At 36.5% G+C, this 19,306-nt stretch carries 21 protein-coding genes and 2 pseudogenes; 22 read left to right on the top strand and 1 reads right to left on the bottom strand.

The annotated features are described in order from the left end of the window. The first annotated feature begins 1 nt into the window (after position 1). From D0T18_RS00875 to D0T18_RS00970, 21 genes and pseudogenes are all read left to right on the top strand, one after another. Entirely contained in the window at positions 2 to 1,006 is a 1,005-nt protein-coding gene (locus D0T18_RS00875; RefSeq protein WP_004574170.1) for a F0F1 ATP synthase subunit gamma, read from the top strand. A gap of 6 nt (positions 1,007 to 1,012) precedes the next feature. Beyond that, on the top strand, positions 1,013 to 2,500 hold the full coding sequence (atpD, locus tag D0T18_RS00880) for a F0F1 ATP synthase subunit beta (RefSeq protein WP_012913756.1): 1,488 nt from the start codon (positions 1,013 to 1,015) through the stop codon (positions 2,498 to 2,500). 2 nt (positions 2,501 to 2,502) lie between these two features. Continuing rightward, a complete protein-coding gene (locus D0T18_RS00885; protein WP_033888552.1) occupies positions 2,503 to 2,817 on the top strand; it encodes a F0F1 ATP synthase subunit epsilon in 315 nt (104 codons plus the stop codon). Positions 2,818 to 3,554: 737 nt separating this feature from the next. Continuing rightward, the gene (locus D0T18_RS00895; RefSeq protein WP_012913757.1) at positions 3,555 to 3,740 is read left to right on the top strand and encodes an antitoxin VbhA family protein; all 186 of its coding nucleotides are present in this window, start codon (positions 3,555 to 3,557) and stop codon (positions 3,738 to 3,740) included. 18 nt (positions 3,741 to 3,758) lie between these two features. After that, positions 3,759 to 4,478 carry a Fic/DOC family protein gene (locus D0T18_RS00900; protein WP_102155513.1) on the top strand — a complete coding sequence of 240 codons (720 nt, stop codon included), beginning with the start codon at positions 3,759 to 3,761 and terminating at the stop codon, positions 4,476 to 4,478. A 504-nt stretch (positions 4,479 to 4,982) separates the two neighbouring features. Continuing rightward, positions 4,983 to 6,020 (top strand): FAD:protein FMN transferase, encoded by a 1,038-nt coding sequence (locus D0T18_RS00905; RefSeq protein ID WP_162861122.1) that lies wholly within the window; start codon positions 4,983 to 4,985, stop codon positions 6,018 to 6,020. Between the two features lie 225 nt (positions 6,021 to 6,245). Next, positions 6,246 to 7,058, top strand: a complete 813-nt coding sequence (locus D0T18_RS00910; RefSeq protein WP_116440316.1) for a type I restriction-modification system subunit M — start codon at positions 6,246 to 6,248, stop codon at positions 7,056 to 7,058. 59 nt (positions 7,059 to 7,117) lie between these two features. Beyond that, positions 7,118 to 7,968, top strand: a pseudogene (locus D0T18_RS00915) (KilA-N domain-containing protein). A gap of 11 nt (positions 7,969 to 7,979) precedes the next feature. Beyond that, positions 7,980 to 8,213 (top strand): CD1845 family protein, encoded by a 234-nt coding sequence (locus D0T18_RS00920; RefSeq protein ID WP_116440317.1) that lies wholly within the window; start codon positions 7,980 to 7,982, stop codon positions 8,211 to 8,213. A 558-nt stretch (positions 8,214 to 8,771) separates the two neighbouring features. After that, the gene (locus D0T18_RS07060) at positions 8,772 to 9,374 is read left to right on the top strand and encodes a DUF6017 domain-containing protein (protein WP_205411945.1); all 603 of its coding nucleotides are present in this window, start codon (positions 8,772 to 8,774) and stop codon (positions 9,372 to 9,374) included. Next, positions 9,374 to 9,616, top strand: a complete 243-nt coding sequence (locus tag D0T18_RS07065; RefSeq protein WP_431834804.1) for a hypothetical protein — start codon at positions 9,374 to 9,376, stop codon at positions 9,614 to 9,616. Before D0T18_RS07060 ends, D0T18_RS07065 begins: the two co-directional genes overlap by 1 nt. A gap of 26 nt (positions 9,617 to 9,642) precedes the next feature. Then, positions 9,643 to 9,858 carry a DUF3801 domain-containing protein gene (locus D0T18_RS07070; RefSeq protein ID WP_431834808.1) on the top strand — a complete coding sequence of 72 codons (216 nt, stop codon included), beginning with the start codon at positions 9,643 to 9,645 and terminating at the stop codon, positions 9,856 to 9,858. Next, the gene (locus D0T18_RS07075; RefSeq protein WP_240318264.1) at positions 9,855 to 10,094 is read left to right on the top strand and encodes a hypothetical protein; all 240 of its coding nucleotides are present in this window, start codon (positions 9,855 to 9,857) and stop codon (positions 10,092 to 10,094) included. The genes D0T18_RS07070 and D0T18_RS07075 overlap by 4 nt, the downstream gene beginning before the upstream one ends. A gap of 117 nt (positions 10,095 to 10,211) precedes the next feature. Next, on the top strand, positions 10,212 to 11,171 hold the full coding sequence (locus D0T18_RS00935) for a VirD4-like conjugal transfer protein, CD1115 family (protein WP_240318265.1): 960 nt from the start codon (positions 10,212 to 10,214) through the stop codon (positions 11,169 to 11,171). A gap of 266 nt (positions 11,172 to 11,437) precedes the next feature. Next, positions 11,438 to 11,566 carry a hypothetical protein gene (locus tag D0T18_RS07080; RefSeq protein ID WP_431834805.1) on the top strand — a complete coding sequence of 43 codons (129 nt, stop codon included), beginning with the start codon at positions 11,438 to 11,440 and terminating at the stop codon, positions 11,564 to 11,566. A 55-nt stretch (positions 11,567 to 11,621) separates the two neighbouring features. Continuing rightward, positions 11,622 to 12,098 (top strand): hypothetical protein, encoded by a 477-nt coding sequence (locus D0T18_RS00945; RefSeq protein ID WP_431834806.1) that lies wholly within the window; start codon positions 11,622 to 11,624, stop codon positions 12,096 to 12,098. Positions 12,099 to 12,244: 146 nt separating this feature from the next. Beyond that, positions 12,245 to 12,466, top strand: coding sequence for a helix-turn-helix domain-containing protein (locus D0T18_RS00950; RefSeq protein ID WP_116440318.1), 222 nt, complete (start codon positions 12,245 to 12,247; stop codon positions 12,464 to 12,466). Between the two features lies 1 nt (position 12,467). After that, the gene (locus tag D0T18_RS00955) at positions 12,468 to 13,490 is read left to right on the top strand and encodes a DNA cytosine methyltransferase (protein WP_116440319.1); all 1,023 of its coding nucleotides are present in this window, start codon (positions 12,468 to 12,470) and stop codon (positions 13,488 to 13,490) included. Positions 13,491 to 13,503: 13 nt separating this feature from the next. Continuing rightward, a complete protein-coding gene (locus tag D0T18_RS00960; RefSeq protein WP_116440320.1) occupies positions 13,504 to 14,460 on the top strand; it encodes a HaeIII family restriction endonuclease in 957 nt (318 codons plus the stop codon). Between the two features lie 41 nt (positions 14,461 to 14,501). Beyond that, positions 14,502 to 16,364: an ATP-binding protein gene (locus tag D0T18_RS00965; protein WP_116440393.1), complete on the top strand. Its 1,863-nt coding sequence runs from the start codon at positions 14,502 to 14,504 to the stop codon at positions 16,362 to 16,364. 29 nt (positions 16,365 to 16,393) lie between these two features. Continuing rightward, positions 16,394 to 17,647: a DNA cytosine methyltransferase gene (locus tag D0T18_RS00970; protein WP_116440321.1), complete on the top strand. Its 1,254-nt coding sequence runs from the start codon at positions 16,394 to 16,396 to the stop codon at positions 17,645 to 17,647. A 490-nt stretch (positions 17,648 to 18,137) separates the two neighbouring features. On the opposite strand, the gene D0T18_RS07085 is transcribed toward D0T18_RS00970, so the two are convergent. Then, positions 18,138 to 18,557 (bottom strand): relaxase family protein, encoded by a 420-nt coding sequence (locus tag D0T18_RS07085; protein ID WP_205411946.1) that lies wholly within the window; start codon positions 18,555 to 18,557, stop codon positions 18,138 to 18,140. On the opposite strand from D0T18_RS07085, the pseudogene D0T18_RS00980 reads away from it, so the two are divergent. Then, positions 18,499 to 19,137, top strand: a pseudogene (locus tag D0T18_RS00980) (type I restriction endonuclease subunit R, EcoR124 family); the annotation flags it as partial. The gene D0T18_RS07085 and the pseudogene D0T18_RS00980 overlap by 59 nt on opposite strands. Between the last annotated feature and the right edge of the window lie 169 nt (positions 19,138 to 19,306).

Here is a 19,306-nt window from a genome sequence, read left to right on the forward strand (position 1 = left end):
TATGTCCTCCCAACTTGCATTGAAATCGAGAATTATTTCCACACAGTCTTTGGGTAAAATCTTTAAGGCTCAGGAAATGATTGCGTCTTCTCATATCGCTAAAGCGCGAGATATTGCGCTTAATGCTAAGCCTTATAGTGACGCAATTTTCGATGCCGTGCAGGCGTTGGTAGCTCATCACGAAGCAAATATTAAGCATCCTATTTTTGGTAAAGAGCATGCTGGCAATCGTGTAGCAGTTTTAGCTCTTACTTCTGATCGTGGTATGGCAGGTGCGTTTACGTCTTCGATTATTCGTGAGACTGAAGCACTTCTTGCAAAACTCGATGCAGAAGGTAAGCATGCAGAACTGTACGTGTACGGTCGACGCGGTGCAACTTACTACAAGTATCGCAATCGCGATGTGGCAGGTACTTGGGAAGGTTCTACTGACCACCCAGACGTTACTATTGCTGAAAAGATTTCCGATACTTTAATGGACGCTTATATGACGCCGGAAGCAGAAGGCGGAGTTTCGGAACTGTATATTGTGTTCACTGAATTTATAAATATGGTGAGGCAAAAAGTTCGTACGTTGCGCATGCTGCCAGTTGAGCTGGTTCCTTTGAAGGACGGTGAAGAGTTTTCTATGCATCGTCCTGACTATGAAGCAGCTTCTGGTCCTTCAGCAGCATTGTCGTCTACGAGCGCAGTTTCGGCTCGTGAAGAAGCAGTGAGCCGCAGCAATCCAGAAGCTGTGGAGTATTGCTTCGAACCAAGCCCGGATGAAGTATTGGATGCTGTTTTGCCGAAGTATATTCAGTCTCGTATTCACGAGTGCTTACTTACTTCTGCTGCTTCCGAAACGGCAAGCAGACAGAACGCTATGCATACGGCTACAGATAACGCCCGCAATTTGGTGGATGATTTGACAAGAAAGCTTAATGCTTCTCGTCAGGCATCCATTACTCAAGAACTTACCGAAATTATCGGCAGCGCTGATGCGCTGAATAATGAGGAGGATTAGGAGCATATGGCTGAAAATCAGACCACAGCGCCTCCAGAAGCTGAGCAGGAGGTCGATCCAACAGCTGGTCGCGTAACCCGCGTTCAGGGTTCCGTGATTGACGTTGAATTCCCGGTCGGCTATCTGCCGGATATTTACAATGCTCTCAAAGTCGATATCAACACCGTTGGAAACACCGAGGGAGATACCGTCCACGAGATTACGCTGGAAGTTGAGCAGCACCTTGGTGATTCGACTGTGCGTGCAGTTGCTTTAAAGCCTACTGACGGTTTGGTTCGTGGTGCTTTAGTGCGAGATACTGGCGGCCCAATCTCTGTACCTGTTGGTGATGTTACTAAGGGTCACGTGTTCGATGTTACAGGCAACATTTTGAATGCTAAGCCTGGCGAGCACATTGAAATAACTGAGCGTTGGCCAATTCACCGTAACCCACCTGCTTTTGATCAGCTTGAGTCTAAGACTCAGATGTTCGAAACTGGTATTAAGGTTATCGATTTGCTTACCCCTTACGTTCAGGGCGGTAAAATTGGTCTGTTCGGTGGTGCAGGCGTTGGTAAAACTGTGTTGATTCAGGAAATGATTCAGCGCGTTGCACAGAATCACGGTGGTGTGTCTGTGTTTGCTGGCGTTGGCGAACGTACCCGTGAAGGTAACGATTTGATTGGCGAAATGGCTGATGCTGGCGTTTTGGAGAAAACAGCGCTTGTCTTTGGTCAGATGGATGAGCCTCCTGGGACTCGTCTTCGCGTGCCTCTTACCGCTTTGACTATGGCTGAGTACTTCCGCGATGTGCAGAATCAGGATGTGTTGCTGTTCATCGATAACATATTCCGCTTTACTCAGGCTGGTTCTGAGGTTTCCACGCTGCTTGGTCGTATGCCTTCCGCAGTTGGTTACCAGCCAAACTTGGCAGATGAAATGGGTGCATTACAGGAGCGTATTACTTCTACGCGCGGCCATTCCATTACGTCACTTCAGGCTATTTACGTTCCTGCAGATGATTACACTGATCCTGCACCTGCAACAACCTTTACGCACTTGGATGCAACTACTGAGCTTTCGCGTGATATTGCAGCTAAGGGTATTTACCCAGCTGTGGATCCTTTGACTTCTACTTCTAGAATTTTGGATCCGCGTTACGTTGGTCAGGCTCATTATGATTGCGCGAACCGCGTTAAGGCTATTTTGCAGCGTAACAAGGAGCTTCAGGACATCATCGCTTTGATTGGTATCGATGAGCTTGGTGAGGAAGATAAGACTACTGTCAGCCGCGCTCGTAAGATTGAGCAGTTCCTTGGTCAGAACTTCTATGTGGCTGAAAAGTTCACTGGTCGTCCAGGTTCTTATGTGCCAGCAGACGAAACCATTGAGGCATTCACTCGCATTTGCGATGGTGTTTACGATGAGATTCCTGAGCAGGCATTCTCTGGTATCGGTGGCATTGATGATCTTGAGCGTCGTTGGCACGATATGCAGCAAGAGTTTGGTGCGTGATTATGTCGGAGAAGCAAGTAAAATCGCTGCACGTTAGTGTGGTGGCAGCCAGGCATCCTGTTTGGGAAGGTGACGCCAAGTTTGTGGTTATTCCTTCTGTGAATGGCGCAATGGGCGTGCTTCCTGGACATGAGGCTGTGCTTGCGTTGATTGATCACGGTTTTGTGAAGGTTGACGATTTGAAAGGCGTGCGTCACGTTTTTAAGGTGACGGATGGCTTCTACTCGGTTGACTCTGACAATATTACGATTGCTGTTGAGCATAGTTGTAACGTTGATAAAGACGGCAACGTGCTGCCTAACGCTAAGGTGATTTAAGGTTGCTTTTGTTGCTTATGTAAGTTTGTTGCTTTTGTAAGTTTATGAACTTGTGTAAGCAAGGTAATCTCTTCTAAGGCAGGAGTTTGGGATATTCTCAAGCTCCTGCCTTTTTGTTTTTATAGCGCGTTTGTAAAGAAAATAGATCTCAGAGGCGAAGCACTGTTACTAACTCAGCTAACGAACTGAGAAAGTAACGGTGATTGGCAAAACACTGTTAAAAACTCAGTTAGCCGACTGAGAAAGTAACGCTCACAAACGAAACGACGTGTTTGTTTCGAGCAGCCATTGCGCTATGTCTATTACGCGGATTCCTTCAATGTCGTAAGAATCGTGACGAGTGTTTGCAAGCAGATTTGCACTTTCACTTTCAAAACTGTAAAATTTTTTCACTTTTGAAAGTGAGTGCCTATTTGCGTTCGTGCGCGAAGGCTCTTTCTTTTCGCATCTTTCGATCGCGTTCTGTTTATTGGGTTCTTCGGCTTGTGCGAATATCGTTTCATTTCGCAAAATTAAAAAATTTTCAAATTTGCGAAGTGGAGTTTGCTTAGTTTCTCGAAATTGATTTTGCCTGGCATTAAAGCGTGTAAATCATGCTACGCCGAAACGAGTGGCTGTATCTTGCCTATGCTGGATTCGTCAAATCGCAAAATATGCTGTAATCAAAATGCATTGCGAATAGTAAACTAGTACGTAGTTATTTTTGATTTTTGAGCGGGTTCTGGCAGGGAGAAGAAATGATTGATAAAGAAACGCAACGTAGGCGTCAAGAAAATTTGGGTCTTGCAATAGCTTCAGGCAAACTTGAAGGCAATTCGCCTTCAAAAGAGTTTCTTTATGACGCAAATCAATATGCTAATGGTCTTATAAGTAGCAATGAATTTGTTGCTAGAATGCGTTCTAGATATGGCGTGATGGATTAAGTTATTGGGTTGTGTGTCGTGGAAACAGTTTTTGACCCTTATCTTATTCCTCACACAAGGGTATTGAAGAACAAATCTAATATAAATAATCAGATTGAATTAGATAAATATGAGAACGATGCTGTTCTCACAAGATGTTCTATTTTGTACGAAAACTTGCCACATGTTGAAGGAACTGTTAAACAATTGCAGTGGATTCATCATTATCTTTTCCAAGATGTTTACGATTGGGCTGACCAGATTCGCACTATAGACATGACTAAAGGCGGCGGCGAACCGTTTCATCCGCTTGAATACATGGGTGTTGGGATTTGTTACTGTGAGCAAACGCTTAAAAATGATAATTTATTGCAAGGTTTATCTATTGATGAGTTTATTAGTAAGCTAAGCGTAAATTACAATAATTTTAATGTTTTGCACCCATTTCGTGAGGGCAATGGTAGAACACGGCGCGTTTTTTGGGATATAGTTGCGAGAGATGCTGGATACCATTTTGATTGGGGATTAATAACTCAGCGCGTTAACGACGAAGCTTCAATCCAGGCTAAAGATGCTAACGATACGAAGCTTCTTGAGGATATGTTCCACATTATTACAAAGCCTTTGAATGTTGAGCTTTTAGCTCAGCAGCAGTTTGCGCATCTTGTTGAAGAAGAATACGAATATGCGCCGAATGTGGCTAGTGTTTTGCAAGATAAGGATTACGCTGCGTATAAAACGCGTTACGGTATAGATTGATTAGGGCTTTCGTCGCGTTCGCTTGTTTGTTTTCTTGCTTGCGCTTGCGCGAAGGCTCTTTTCTTTATGCATTTTCCGATTGCGTTCTGTTTTTTGTGTTTTGCAGCTTGTGTGAATATCATCTGACTTCGCAAAATTAAAAAATTTTCAAATTTGCGAAATGGGATTTGCTCGGTTTAAAGCTTGTAAATCATTCTACGCCGAAACGAGTGGCCTTATGTTGCCAGTGCTGCCGATTTTTCTATAGTGCATTTTTACCAAAATGTAGGTATAGGCGAATATATTTTGCGTGCTATACCGCTGTTTTGTGAAAATGTCGGTATAGACGAATGTTTTTTGCTCTCTATGCCTTCATTTTGGCAAAATGTCGGTATAGAACATGTCTTTCTGTAAACCATGACGACATTTTGCTATTTTGTGGCTTTTGGTGGATATTATTGTGGTTTTTGATGATTGATAGAGTGTTTGATGTTGGGAGTGAAGCAAGCGATGTTTAGGAATGTAATGGCGATTGAGCGCGCGCTTGGCACGGGGATTATTATCTCTAGCAGCGTGCCGATTTCGCAGCGCGTGCAGAAGCGGATTCGTGCCTTTGTTGAAGAGTATGAATCGGTGCTTTCGCGCTTTCGTGCAGATTCGCTAGTTTCGCGTATGGCTCGTGCGGAGCATGGCGGCGAGTTTGAGTTTCCAGCATGGGCTGGGCCACTTTTTGCACTTTATAGCGAGTTTTACTCTGCCACGCACGGTGCTTTCGACGCGTGCATTGGCGCGGATCTGCTTGCGCTTGGCTACAACAATTCTGTGCAATTCGTTCCAGAGTCGGCAGCTAGCGCGAGTTCTAATATAGGCAGTTGGGCTAATTATCGTCGCTCTTTGCCGATTACGTGGGCAGATATTTCGCAAGATAGCGGCAGTGCAACGCTTTGCACAAATCAGTCAGTGCAGCTTGATTTTGGTGCAGCTGGAAAGGGCTATTTTGTAGATCTCGTAACACAGATTATTAAAGAGGAGCTTGGTAGTGAGATGCCTTCGGATTGTGATTCGCTTGCGGATTTTGATTTTCTTGTAAACGCTGGCGGAGATATGCGCGCTTGTTTTAGCGAAGAGAATAGTCAAATAAAAGTGGCTCTGGAAAATCCTTTTGACACAACTCAAGCAATTGGAGTGGCATCAATCGCAAGCGGAGCGTTGTGTGCGTCGTCTAATGCGAGAAGGCGATGGAAAGTAAAAGAAGCAAGTTGCTTAGGTAAAGATGCAAGTGGCTTTGAGTCTAATTTAATTGCGACTCACTTGATTAATGCGCTTGATGGCATTCCTGCTTGCGATTTATGCGCAAGCTGGGCGTATGTGCCTAGCAAAACTTGCGATTTTCCAACAGCTTATGCCGATGCGCTCGCAACGGCATTGTTTGTATCGCAAGAAAGCGATTTGCAAAAAATCGTGCAAACTACCAGCGCTGAGTTCGCTGTAATCTCGCCAAATCGTGCGCTTCGCAAAACGCGTGCATTCCCAGCGCACTTTTTGTTGACTAATGCTGAATAATTCCAACTAATGCCCAATAATGACTATGCGAGCTATCTTGCCTGCAAGAATCGAAGCTAGGCGCAAGCGATGCGAGTGGCGTTGCTGCTGATTGTGCGCGTTTACAGTAGAATATTAAAGAACGCTTATTTAATTATTGCGTAATATTGCGCTTGTTTAATTAGCTTATATATTGCGCATACGCTTGCACGAATTGCACGAATTGCACGAATAGGGAGCAGCAAAATGGACACTCGCAAAGAAGAAGAACGCGCGGAATTGCATCGCACGATTTGGAAGATTGCAGACGATTTGCGAGGTTCTGTTGATGGCTGGGACTTCAAAGCATACGTATTGTGCACAATGTTTTATCGTTATATTTCCGAGAATTTATGCGATTATATTAATAAAAACGAGCATGAATCTGAAGGCGGCGATCCAAACTTTGATTATGCGAAAATAAGCGATGAAGATGCCGAGCCTCTTCGCAGTGAGATGATTTCAGCTAAAGGCTTCTTTATACTTCCTAGCGAGCTGTTTTGCAATGTGCTTAAGAACGCTCCTCAAGATAGCAATCTAAACGAAACATTAAGTCGTGTGTTCCGCAATATTGAAGCTTCTTCTCAAGGAACTGATTCGTCTGACGATTTTAAGGGATTATTCTCCGATTACGATGTGAATAATATTAAGCTTGCAGATACTGTTGAAGGCAGAAATAAGCGTTTTGTTAAGTTACTACAAGTGATTAGTGAGATGAAGCTTGGTAGCGTAAACAACAACGTGATTGAGGCTTTTGGTGATGCTTACGAGTATTTGATGGGCTTGTATGCGTCTAACGCTGGCAAGTCTGGCGGCGAATACTTTACGCCTGCAGAAGTTTCAATGCTGCTCACGCGCCTTGGAACTGTTGGAAAATCAAGCATTTCCAGCGTGTACGATCCTGCGTGCGGGTTTCGTGTCATAATAATGACACAGGCAAATAGTCAAGTAAATATAAGGGTTTTAGAGCTTCTACCAAAGTTTAAAATCAAAAATATGAATTGTTGGTGTGCTGTTTAGAGCAGTTATTACGAAAATAAATGTTGTAAACAGTACATCAGCATAAAGGAGGAACTCACATGTCTAAGGCAAAAAAAGACACGATTGAAGCAAAAGGTTTTGCTATTCAAATTTATACTGAAGACTTTAAAAACGACTATAAATAAGTCTAACAGATATTGCTAGATATAAAAGCGATGAACCAAGTGATGTAATTAAAAATTGGATGAGAAGAAAAGATACAATTGAATTTCTTGGTTTATGGGAAAGCTTAAACAACATGAATTTCAATTCGGTCGAATTCGACCGAATTAAATCGGAGGCGGGTTATAATTCATTTACATTGTTTCCTAAGAAATGGGTAGAAAAAACAGAAGCTATCGGAATTATTTCAAAAGGCGGAAGATATGGTGGTGCATTTGCACATACAGATATTGCCTTTGAATTTGCTTCATGGATTTCTGCTGAATTTAAGATGTATGTAATTCAGGATTACAAAAGACTTAAGTCAGATGAAAACTCTAAGCTATCATTAGGTTGGAATTTGAATAGAGAAATTTCTAAGATTAACTACAAAATCCATTCAGATGCAATCAAAGAATATCTCTTAAAAGATCTTACTAGCGAACAATTATCTTATAAATACGCAAGTGAAGCAGATATGCTCAATGTTGCCTTATTTAACAAGAGAGTTAAACAGTGGCGTGAAGAAAATCCTGACTTAAAGGGTAACATGAGAGATTATGCAAGTTTGAATGAGTTACTTGTACTTGCAAATATGGAAAGCTATAATGCGGTTCTTATCGGTAAAGGTATGGAACAAAAAGAAAGAATGATAGAACTTAGAAAGCTTGCCAGAACTCAGCTGATGTCAATTGAGAAGTTGAACAATACAGGAATTAAAAGTTTAGAGGATAAGTCAAAGAAGTAGAGAGGTTTGTTATGAGATGGGCATTGAAAATTATCTTATTTCCAATAATATTGCTCTTGTCGATACTAATTGCTTTTCTAAAATTTATTATAAAAGTTAGTGGAATGATTTTAGGTATAATATCTTTTCTAGTATTTATAGGAGCAGTAGCTTGCTTTGTACAAAAAGAAATGGCAACTGGAATGGTAGCATTGTTACTAGCATTCTTAATCAGTCCTTATGGGCTACCTAAAATTGCACTGTAGATTACAGCATACCTTGAAGTAGCGAAAGATACATTAAAGGAAATATAAGAGAGTTAAGACGATGGAATATAAATCTATCGTCTTTTTCTATGCCTAAATTTAAGAGAAAGGAGGCGATAATATGAGTATGTATTTGTTTTAATGAACAGCCTATACTGGCAAATAAGGCGTTAGCCAGAGAATTAGGCTTAAATGAAGCTCTTGTGCTTCAACAAATAAATTACTGGATTGAAATAAATAAGAAGTCTGGCAACAATTATCATGATGGCAAGTGTTGGACATATAACTCAATAAGAGCATGGCAAGAAAAAAGATTTCGATTATTTAAGTGTTGATACAGTTAAACGAACTTTTTCTAAGCTTGAAAAAGCGGACTATCTTTTAGTTGGAAACTATAATAAAGATCTTAGAGATAAAACGAAGTGGTACACAATAAATGACAATAAATTAGAAGAACTTTATTTTGAACTAAATCAAAGAAAACACGAGAAAGAAAGAAAAGTATTAGAACAAGTAAGTAAAAGTGCTATACCTAATGCATTAGGGCAAAATGCGCCAATGGAAGAGGGCAAAATCAACCAATGCAATGAGGTATTTAGCACCGATGCATTTGATGAAAATCAACCAGTGCATTATTGCAACTTGCATGAACCATTACCAGAGATTACTACAAATAATTCATCAAAGATTACTTCATATATTTCTACAGAGAATTCCTCCCACCTGCCCATCTATGAAAAAGATATATTTTATTTAAGGGATGGAATGGAGGATGGACGTAAAAAAATAAAATCATATAAATCTTGTTTAGAAGAATTAAGAGAAAGTACAGGATATAACGAACACATGAAGCTAGGTAATAAGATTGTTGCTAAAACCTTTGATGAAATAATAAAAGTTTTAGCTGATGTTATGGTATTGAATGCAGAAGATACAGTGACAATAAATCAAACAAAATTACCAGCATATGTTGTTCAAGAGAGATTTAGAGAATTAGATTCTTTGCATATGGAGTATCTTGTAAATGCTTTATCAGAGAACGAATCGAAAATAAGAAATGTAAGAGCTTTTATTTTAACGGCAGCATATAATGCACCAAGCAATATGGATGCCTATTATACGGCACTTGTTAGTTATGATATGAGGGAAGGAGGTTACTGATGATAAATGAAGAAATTTCTAATAGAGTAGTTAACATTGAAGTTAATGTATTAAAGGCAACTTATCAAGAAATCTTAAGTCAAGTAAAGAAGTTACAACAGAGATCAAAACAACATGGTGGCTTAGATAAACTTATCAAGGCGGAGGGAAATGAAGTAAAACTCAAAGATATGGTTAAGAAAGGTCAGCTTGAAGAAATCAATGTTAAAGATGGTGAATTAAAAGAACTAAAAAAGAATTGAATAAACATGGTGTTAAATTCTCAGTGATGAAAGATAAGGAAACAGGGACACATTCAGTATTCTTCCAAGCAAAAGATACAAAGGTTATGAATAAAGCTTTTCAAAATGTTCTTTCAAATATTGAGAAGAAAGAGAAAAATAAGGAGTCAATTCACAAGAATATTGAGAAGTTCAAGGAGAAGGCAAAGAACTCTGTTTCTAAAGATAAAGTCAAGAATAAACAAAAGGAGCAAAGCCTATGATAGATAAGATACCAAAGAACATCAAAGGTTTATTCAAAGTGCAAGATAAGGCAAAGTTTCTAAAGCAGAACATTCCCTATCTTGCATTTTTCTATGCGGGCAACATCTTTTCTCACCATGTAAGAGTCTATACTGGTGGAGATGTGATAGACAAAATCTTTCAAGGTATATTAGAGCTTAATACTATGAGCTTTATTCTGAGTATTCATCCAACTGATATTTTAATGGACGTGTGAGTAGCAGTTTTAATTAAATTTATAGTCTATACAAAAGGTAAAAATGCAAAAAAGTTTAGGCAAGGGAAAGAGTATGGTTCAGCAAGATGGGGAACAAGAAAAGATATAGAGCCATACATGGATGAAAAGTTCCAAAATAATATCTTGCTTACCCAGACTGAGCGATTAACTATGAATGGCAGACCGGCAAATCCAAAGTATGCAAGAAATAAAAATGTACTTGTTATAGGTGGTTCAGGCTCCGGAAAGACAAGATTTTATGTAAAACCGAACCTAATGCAAATGCACTCGTCATATTGTGTAACAGATCCTAAAGGAACAATAGTCATTGAGTGTGGCAAAATGCTTGAAGATAATGGCTATGAAATAAAAATCTTAAATACCATCAACTTCAAAAAGAGTATGAAGTACAATCCCTTTGCTTATCTTAGAAGTGAAAAAGACATCCTCAAATTAGTGCAGACAATCATTGCAAACACTAAGGGGGAGGGTGAAAAAGCAGGTGAGGATTTTTGGGTAAAAGCCGAAAAACTTTACTATACAGCTCTTATTGGATATATCTTCTATGAAGCTCCAAGAGAAGAAAAGAACTTTGCGACATTGTTGGACATGATAGATGCTTCAGAAGTTAGGGAAGATGATGAAACATATATGAATCCTATTGATAGACTATTTGAAGCATTGGAAAAGAAAGAGCCTACACACTTTGCAGTAAAGCAATATAAAAAGTACAAACTTGCTGCTGGAAAAACAGCAAAGTCTATTCCAATTTCATGTGGTGCAAGACTTGCTCCATTTGATATTCAAGAGCTTAGGGACTTGATGAAAGAAGATGAACTTGAGCTTGATACTCTTGGGGATAGAAAGATAGCACTCTTTGTTATTATCTCTGATACGGATGATGCCTTTAACTTTGTGGTGTCTATTATGTACTCACAGCTATTTAACTTCTTATGTGATAAGGCAGATGATGAGTATGGAGGGAGATTACCTGTTCATGTAAGGTGCTTGCTTGATGAGTTTGCCAATATCGGCTTAATTCCAAAATTCGAAAAATTGATTAAAAGATTTGGATAATGATGGTGTGCCAGATAGATGTGATAATGACTTTAGAGACAGTGACTACTTTGAAACTACTTATGATGTAGAGGATAATATTCACACAAGGGCAGAAAGCAAAGAAAAGGTATCTGAAAAGCAGTCTATCTTATGACAGATTAAGTCATATCAGTCAGAAGAAAAACAAGCAGAAACACGAGAAAATAAATCAAAAGAACATGATGAACGTTAAGGGGCTTTTTACAAGCTCCTTTTTACTTTTTTAGAAACTATGGAGGTATATTATGAACTACACAGGAATGAGAAATACACTAGAACAAATGGCAAACGAAAATCACGAAGATTTTGCAAAGGCACTAATTAGTTTTGAAAAAGGAATCAATGATAAAGATGCCTTGGACAAGTTATACTAGGAATATATGGATAATGATAGTATGAGCTTACTTAATGATGAGTTTGATTATTTGATTGATGAACTTAGAGAAAAATGGACAGATTAAAGATAGTGTAGCAATTGAAAAAGAAGACAATGATCTGGTGAATATTGTTGGGAATATCGTAGGTGAGGTTGAAACAATTGAAAGAGAAAATAAGAATGGAGAAGCCTTTAAAGTAGTTAATTTCTCGGTTGTGTCAAAAGATGATGAGGGGAATAAGATTTACACTAATTGCTCAGCTTATGGGGATAAGGGAGATATCCCAAAGAACTTTAAGCAAGGAGACTTTGTAAAGCTTTTTGGACAGGTGAGATCATCCATTGACGATAACGGAAAGGAACATACTAATGTTAGAATACTATCGTCTAAGCTTTTAAAAGCAAAAGAACAGATAAAGAAGCAAGAAGAAAAGAAAGAATCAGTACATGGAGCAATAAAGAAATATAAGGCTGAAGAAAAAGCAAAACCTGTAGAAAAGAAAGAATCTTCAAAGGAAACGGAGAGATAGAATATGTCGGTGTGGTCTTAGGGTTGCACCAATTTTTTATTGCAAAATTAGTTCGAGAAAAAAGAAGATAATACTATTAAAAGTTCTATTATTATGCTATAATAGAAACGATGTGATATTAGGATGGATAAGACTGAAGGATAATCATGTCAAAACTAAGCTATAAAAAATTATTTAAGAAATTAATAGATATAGAAATGACAAATACTGAGCTTATGAAAAAAGCCAAAGTAAGTAAAAGTACATTCTACAAAATAAAAAATGGCGAAAATGTTACTACTGATGTATTGCTAAGGATATGTGATGTATTGGAATGCGATATTTCAGAGATTGTAGAATGTGTTAATGATTCTTCGGAAGAAATATAAAATGAATTTAATTAGTTTGTTTTCAGGAGCAGGAGGATTAGACTTGGGTTTTGAAAAAGCAGGGTTTAATGTGGTAGCTGCTAATGAATACGATAAAACAATTTGGGAAACATATGAAAAAAATCATGATACAAAACTTATTAAGGGAGATATTTGTGGTATTCCTTCAGAGATGTTTCCTGAATGTGATGGTATTATAGGAGGTCCGCCATGCCAGTCTTGGAGTGAGGCGGGGTCATTAAAGGGGATTGACGATCCAAGAGGGCAATTATTTTATCAGTACATACGCATTTTGAAAGATAAAAAGCCGAAGTTCTTCTTAGCAGAAAATGTTAAGGGTATGATGGCGAAAAGGCATAATAGTGCTGTTGAAAATATTGTTTCTCAATTTGAGGAAGCTGGTTACGATGTTTTCATTCATTTGTTAAATGCTAGTGATTATGGTGTTCCTCAGGATAGAAAAAGAGTTTTCTATGTTGGATTTAGGAAGGATTTAAACATCAAATTTGAACCACCTAAACCATACGAGTCAAAGTTAACTTTTAAAGATGCGATATTTGATTTAAAAGATTCGGCAATTCCAGCATTAGAAAAAAATAAGACGAATGGTGATAACTGTAAAGTTTTGAATCATGAATACTTTATTGGTGCTTATTCGCCAATATTTATGAGTAGAAATAGAGTTAGACAATGGGATGAACAGGCATTTACAGTCCAAGCATCTGGAAGACAGTGCCAACTACATCCGCAAGCACCAGTTATGCCTAAAGTAGAAAAAAATAAAAATATATTTGAACCTGGTAAGGAATCACTATACAGAAGATTAACCGTGAGAGAGTGTGCAAGAATACAAGGATTTCCAGATAATTTTAAATTCTATTATACGAATTTGAACGATGCATATAAAATGATCGGTAATGCTGTTCCTGTGAACTTAGCGTATGTTATGGCGGAGTCAATTTTAGAAGCTTTGCGTAATTCTAGTTCAAATTTGAGGTCCCTAAAAACAGGAACAGATAATTAGGCGGAGGTAATCTATGAGTGAAAAAAGTAATAATCAAGGAAGGGCATATGAGTTTTCTTATTTAACTACATTGTTTGAAGAAATATCAAAAGTTCGTCCGGCAAAGATAGAAAAAAACAGTAGCTTTTATGCTGCAGAACGTGCATGGAATACTTTAATCGATTCTGAAAAAGCTATATACAAGATTAGTGCATTAGCTGGAGTAAATACTATATTTGAACTTGAACCTTTGATTTTAGATGATGGATTAGATGAGCTGGAATTGAAAATTCAATCAGATGACAAGGGCAAAGAAGGCGATGTAAGAGATGTACTGATTATTAGACGAGGTATTGAGTGGGAAATTGGTCTTAGCGTAAAACACAATCATTTTGCTGTAAAACATAGTAGATTATCTAAGAATTTAGATTTTGGGAAAGAGTGGTATGGAATAGATTGTTCTGAACAATATTGGACAGATATTAAACCAATATTTGAATATCTTGATTCTGAAAAACAAAAGGGTTCTAAGTGGAGTGAATTACCTAACAAAGAAGATGATGTATATGTTCCTTTATTAAATGCATTTAAAGCGGAACTGGAGAGACAAAATTGCTTGTTTGGTAAAGAGATTCCTAGATTTATGGTTGAGTATTTGCTTGGAGAATTTGATTTTTATAAAGTAATTGGGATTGATAATAAAAAGATAACTCAAATTCAAAGCTACAATTTGAGAGGAACGTTGAATAGAGAGGGTAAAAAGCGTAAAAGAAGCGATGAATTGCCAATATCAACACTTCCAACAAGGATTGTTAGCTTGGAATATAAACCAGACAGTAAGAATACATTGGAACTATACCTTGATGGCGGTTGGCAATTTAGTTTCAGAATTCATAATGCTTCGACTAAGGTTGAATCAAGTTTGAAGTTTGATATACAAATCATAGGTATGCCTACAACAATTATATCGATAGATTGTAGATGGAAATAGGAATGTTAGGAGGGTCTGATAGTTTTATCAGATGTAATATTATGGAAAATAGTGGATTTAAAATTAAATTTGATAAGAATACAATTGATCATTTAGGGATAAAATTATATAGTTCATTCCCTCCTGTTATTGCTGAATTAATTTCAAATTCTTACGATGCAGATGCTGAAAATGTTGAGATAAAAATCAACTATGATGAAAAGGTAGTAACAGTTACAGATGATGGAACAGGAATGAACCATGATGAATTAAATCAGAATTTTTTGGTAATCGGTAGAAACAGAAGAAAAGCTGAAGGTACAGGCGTTTCTAAAGTAAAAAAAAGAAAAGTGACAGGAAAGAAAGGCCTAGGTAAATTAGCTGTATTTGGTATTGCAAAGACTATAGAGGTATATTCTATAAAAGATGGCATGAAAAATGCTTTTAGTATTAATTATGATGAGATGAAAGCAGAAAGTGAATCAGAATATAAGCCAAAAGTGATTTGTGAAAATGAAAATACCAATGAACAATCTGGGACTGTGGTTAAAATCAAAGAAATTAGGCAAAATACAATAATGGGTATTGAGGATTTAGCATATAACTTGTCCAGAAGATTTTCATTTTATGATGCCGAGTTTGAGGTTAAACTCATTGATGAAAATTCACAACAAGAGCAACCTATTACAAAATCAATTTATTTTGAGAAGTTAGAAAAAGAATTTGAATGGAAATTTCCAGAAGACTTTTTGAATGATATTAATAGCGTAGAAGAATTTAAAAGACTAAAAGATTATGGTATTACTGGAAGGGTATATACTAAATCGACTCCTTTAAGGAAAAAGGATAGTGGTTTTTTGTTATATGTTAGAAATAAATTGGCTTCAGAAAATGTATTTTTTGATGATAGGGCAAATGATAGATTTAATAGCTATGTAACTGGATTTTTTAATATTGATTTTATAGATGACTCAGATGAAGAGGATTATATATCTACAGCTAGACAGTCAATCCTTTGGGAAGAAAATGAAAATACAATTCAATTAAAACATGATTTAAATAAGTTGATTTCAAAAATATCATCTTTATGGAGAGAAAATAGGAGAAAGAAAAAAGAAGAACTTATTAATTTAGATGAATCATTTTTTAAGGGATTAACACCAACAGAGATAAGTAGTATAAAGAAAGTTAAAGATACATTATTAACAAATTCCACAGAAACAGATGATATAGAATCAATTAAACGTGTTTTGGACAACTTAAAAAATTTATATAAATTTGAGAGCTTTCAGTCATATATAGAAAACTTGAAAGAAGAGAATTTAACGGTTGATGAAGTTGAAAAAATAACTTCGGATTGGGAATATATAGAGGCTAAAGAGCTTGCAAAAGTTGCAGTTGGTAGAATAAAAGCTATAGAACAATTTGAAAAGTATGTTAATGGAAATGAGAGTGAATCTAAAGTAATTCAACCATTTCTAGAAAAGTTTCCTTGGATTTTAGATCCTAGAATTACAACATTTGAAAGAGAAAAAACATATAGTAGCATTTTAAAAAGTAAGTTTCCAGATGAAACACTAGAGGGCAGTAATCGTAGGATTGATTTTCTTTGTAATTTAGTAAATGGTGAATTAATTATTATTGAATTGAAGAGGCCGAATATTAAAATTAAAACAGAGGAAATAAATCAAGCATTAGATTATAAAATTTTTGTTCAAAAACATTATAAGTTGGATAAAGTAACAACATTTTTGATGTCTGACAGATATGATATGGATCCTATAGTTAGAACTACTGCAAACTCATTAGAACAAAGTGGTGATTTATTTATTAGATCATATTCAGACTTGTTAAGAGATGCAAAAAAGTTTAATCAAGAATTTATAAATAAATACGAAGAAATTAAAGAAGTGTATGATAATTGATTTAATCAAATACGAAAGGAGGTGTGGTTATGCTAAATATAGTAGATGTGTTTTCAGGGGCGGGTGGATTAACCGAAGGATTTAGGTATAAAGACTATTATAATTTTATTTGTCATATAGAAATGGATAAAGATGCTTGCTCTTCTTTAGAATTAAGAAACATATATTACTATTTAAAAAAAGAAAATAACCTATCTCCATATTTTGAATATATTCAAGGGAAAATCTCGAGAGATGATTTGTACTCGATTATACCAAGAAATCTAACTAAAGATATATTGAATAAGGAAATAAGTAAAGATACTATACCTTCGATTTTTGAATTTATTGACCAAAGATTAGGCAATAATGAATTAGATGGTATTATTGGTGGACCACCGTGTCAGGCATATTCTACAATCGGTAGAGCCAATAACAAGTCGAAAAAATCTACTGACAAAAGAATTTATCTGTATAAACATTATTTAGATTTTCTGGATAAATATAAACCAAAGTTCTTTGTTTTTGAAAATGTTAAAGGGTTGCTTTCTTTTAAGGATTTATCAGGAGAGTTACTCTTGCCAAAAATAATTTGCGAATTTGATAAGTGCGGATATGAGGTAGATTATCAAATAGTAGATGCAAGTAATTATGGTGTAGTACAAAAAAGAGAACGTTTAATACTTGTCGGACATCGAAAAGATTTAGTGTTCGATAACTCATTTTTTGACTGCTTGGCTGAATATGTTGAAGCTGCCCCAACTATAAAAGAATTATTTGAGGACTTGCCAAGTATAAAGTCTGGAGGAAGTTCTCATAAGTATCGTTGTGATGTTTCAAGTCAGTTTGTTGAAAAATATATTCGTAAAAAAGATGATATTTTAACACAACATGCTGCAAGACCTCATAATGAAAATGATTTGAAGATATATAAATTGGTACTAAAAGCTAAGAAAAAAGGTAAGAATTTAAGGTATATCGATATTCCTGAAGAACTGCAAACTCATTCTAATACAACATCTTTTTTAGATAGATATAAAGCTTTGGATTATGGCTCTGTTAGTCATACAGTTGTTGCTCATATTGCGAAAGATGGACATTACTATATTCATCCAGATTTAAGACAGAATCGTTCAATTACAGTAAGAGAAGCCGCTAGAATACAAGGGTTTCCAGATGATTTTTATTTTGAACATTCACGAACAGCTGCATTTAAACAGATCGGCAATGCCGTTCCACCAATTTTATCTAAAAAAATTGCAATGGCCATTATAGATTTTTTGAGAGGACAAAAAGGAGAATGAATTACCTCTCCATCTCTTTACCCATATACTTCTCATAATTTTTTCTGATTTGATACAGTTCTTTCATATTGGATTTTGAAGAAGAATACTCTTGCATTAGGGTATTCTTTTTTCATGCAATGAATCAAGTTCTTTCAAAATATTCTTGGAGTTTGGAAGTTTTGAGTAATATTTTTTTTAGGTTTGAAATGGCATTTTCATAGAGTGTTATTTCTGACTTATGTTCTTCAAAAAAGCCTTATCAGATGGATCTTTCTTATATTCCAGATAGATTTGACGATACATTTTTACGGTATGAACTTCTTCCATAGTATTTAATAGAATTGAAGTTTTGTTATCAATAACTTTGATTTAATCCTGTAAATCTTGTCCTTTTAATGCACTTTCCTTAATGAATTCATCAAGCTGGGAGATAGACTTAAATCCTTTTTCACGCATCAAAAGTACAGTATCGGCTGCAGTTTTTAAATTATGTTTTGTAGCCCAATACTCATAGCCTTTGCTTGATTTTTATCTTTTCATTATTTGCAATATCTATAATATTTCCTACGCGTTTTTTAACAGTATAGGTTCTTTGATTAGCATTATCTAAGATACGCTCTTTTAATCTATCCTCAGTATAATCTTCTCCAATAGTCTTAGCTCTTGTAAATCTTTCTTTGTTCTTGTGCTTAAATGCAATGTGTTTTCCATACTTAATCTCATAATCAAGGGCAGCCATTCTCTTTATAAAATCATCCCAATCTTTGGATTGTTTAATAGCTCTATCTATATCGAATTGAAGCCTACTTTTCCAAGAAGTACCTTTCTTAAATTGGTCGTTTTCATACCATGACTTACCATTAGTCTTGTATTTTTCTATAAATGAAGAGTGGAAGCGCAAAGAGCAAAAAGGCGAGATTGCAAACATTACGGACGATGTTGTGTTTGAGATGGAGCTTGTGCGCCAAGTAGAAGTAAATATTGACTATATTTTGATGTTAGTAGAACAGTACCATAGCAGGCATTGTAAAGATAAAAATGTTCTTGCTTCTATTAGGTTGATGGTTGATGCAAGCTCTCAGTTGCGTAGTAAAAAGAAGCTTATTGAAGGGTTTATTGCGCAGCTTAACGAGAATGAGCTTGATAAGCTTGTGGATTCTGGAGGTAACATTACTGTTTACGATTCGAACGGCAACAAGGTGAGTATTGTTGATTGCTGGAGCGAGTATGTTGAGCAAAAGTATAATCATGACTTGGCGCAACTCGTGCAAAGCGAAGGATTAAACGATGCTTTGACTCGCAAGTTTATGGAGAAATCTTTTAGCGCTGGCGAAGTGAGTGAGCTTGGTACAGACATTAATGATTTAATGCCTAGAATGAGCAGATTTGGCGCTGCGGCTAAGGCGCGCGCTGAGAAGAAAAGTCGCATTGTAGAAAGTATGAGAAACATGTTTAATGAGTTTGTTGGGCTTATTGGCTTTTCTCAATACGATTCGCAAAAAGATTGATAATTATCGTTATCAATATCATTTTGTAATATTTTCGTATTTTTTGCTCTGAACTATATCAATCTACATGATATGTCGATATTATGTACCTGTGGGGCCTTTGTAATGGCAAGTTTTAGTTGGGTGCGCTCAATTTGGGGTAGAGCGCGTAGATATGCAGGAAATGCGT

The organism is Gardnerella swidsinskii (assembly GCF_003397705.1).
Lineage (GTDB): Bacteria > Actinomycetota > Actinomycetes > Actinomycetales > Bifidobacteriaceae > Bifidobacterium > Bifidobacterium swidsinskii.

What these genes read in the sequence shown, in the direction of transcription:
- D0T18_RS00875 (WP_004574170.1), top strand. Translation starts at nt 2, where the DNA reads ATGTCCTCCCAACTTGCATTGAAATCGAGAATTATTTCCACACAGTCT.
- atpD (WP_012913756.1), top strand. Translation starts at nt 1,013, where the DNA reads ATGGCTGAAAATCAGACCACAGCGCCTCCAGAAGCTGAGCAGGAGGTC.
- D0T18_RS00885 (WP_033888552.1), top strand. Translation starts at nt 2,503, where the DNA reads ATGTCGGAGAAGCAAGTAAAATCGCTGCACGTTAGTGTGGTGGCAGCC.
- D0T18_RS00895 (WP_012913757.1), top strand. Translation starts at nt 3,555, where the DNA reads ATGATTGATAAAGAAACGCAACGTAGGCGTCAAGAAAATTTGGGTCTT.
- D0T18_RS00905 (WP_162861122.1), top strand. Translation starts at nt 4,983, where the DNA reads ATGGCGATTGAGCGCGCGCTTGGCACGGGGATTATTATCTCTAGCAGC.
- D0T18_RS00910 (WP_116440316.1), top strand. Translation starts at nt 6,246, where the DNA reads ATGGACACTCGCAAAGAAGAAGAACGCGCGGAATTGCATCGCACGATT.
- D0T18_RS00920 (WP_116440317.1), top strand. Translation starts at nt 7,980, where the DNA reads ATGAGATGGGCATTGAAAATTATCTTATTTCCAATAATATTGCTCTTG.
- D0T18_RS07060 (WP_205411945.1), top strand. Translation starts at nt 8,772, where the DNA reads ATGGAAGAGGGCAAAATCAACCAATGCAATGAGGTATTTAGCACCGAT.
- D0T18_RS07065 (WP_431834804.1), top strand. Translation starts at nt 9,374, where the DNA reads ATGATAAATGAAGAAATTTCTAATAGAGTAGTTAACATTGAAGTTAAT.
- D0T18_RS07070 (WP_431834808.1), top strand. Translation starts at nt 9,643, where the DNA reads ATGAAAGATAAGGAAACAGGGACACATTCAGTATTCTTCCAAGCAAAA.
- D0T18_RS07075 (WP_240318264.1), top strand. Translation starts at nt 9,855, where the DNA reads ATGATAGATAAGATACCAAAGAACATCAAAGGTTTATTCAAAGTGCAA.
- D0T18_RS00935 (WP_240318265.1), top strand. Translation starts at nt 10,212, where the DNA reads ATGGATGAAAAGTTCCAAAATAATATCTTGCTTACCCAGACTGAGCGA.
- D0T18_RS07080 (WP_431834805.1), top strand. Translation starts at nt 11,438, where the DNA reads ATGAACTACACAGGAATGAGAAATACACTAGAACAAATGGCAAACGAA.
- D0T18_RS00950 (WP_116440318.1), top strand. Translation starts at nt 12,245, where the DNA reads ATGTCAAAACTAAGCTATAAAAAATTATTTAAGAAATTAATAGATATA.
- D0T18_RS00955 (WP_116440319.1), top strand. Translation starts at nt 12,468, where the DNA reads ATGAATTTAATTAGTTTGTTTTCAGGAGCAGGAGGATTAGACTTGGGT.
- D0T18_RS00960 (WP_116440320.1), top strand. Translation starts at nt 13,504, where the DNA reads ATGAGTGAAAAAAGTAATAATCAAGGAAGGGCATATGAGTTTTCTTAT.
- D0T18_RS00965 (WP_116440393.1), top strand. Translation starts at nt 14,502, where the DNA reads ATGGAAAATAGTGGATTTAAAATTAAATTTGATAAGAATACAATTGAT.
- D0T18_RS00970 (WP_116440321.1), top strand. Translation starts at nt 16,394, where the DNA reads ATGCTAAATATAGTAGATGTGTTTTCAGGGGCGGGTGGATTAACCGAA.
- D0T18_RS07085 (WP_205411946.1), bottom strand. Translation starts at nt 18,557, where the DNA reads ATGTTTGCAATCTCGCCTTTTTGCTCTTTGCGCTTCCACTCTTCATTT.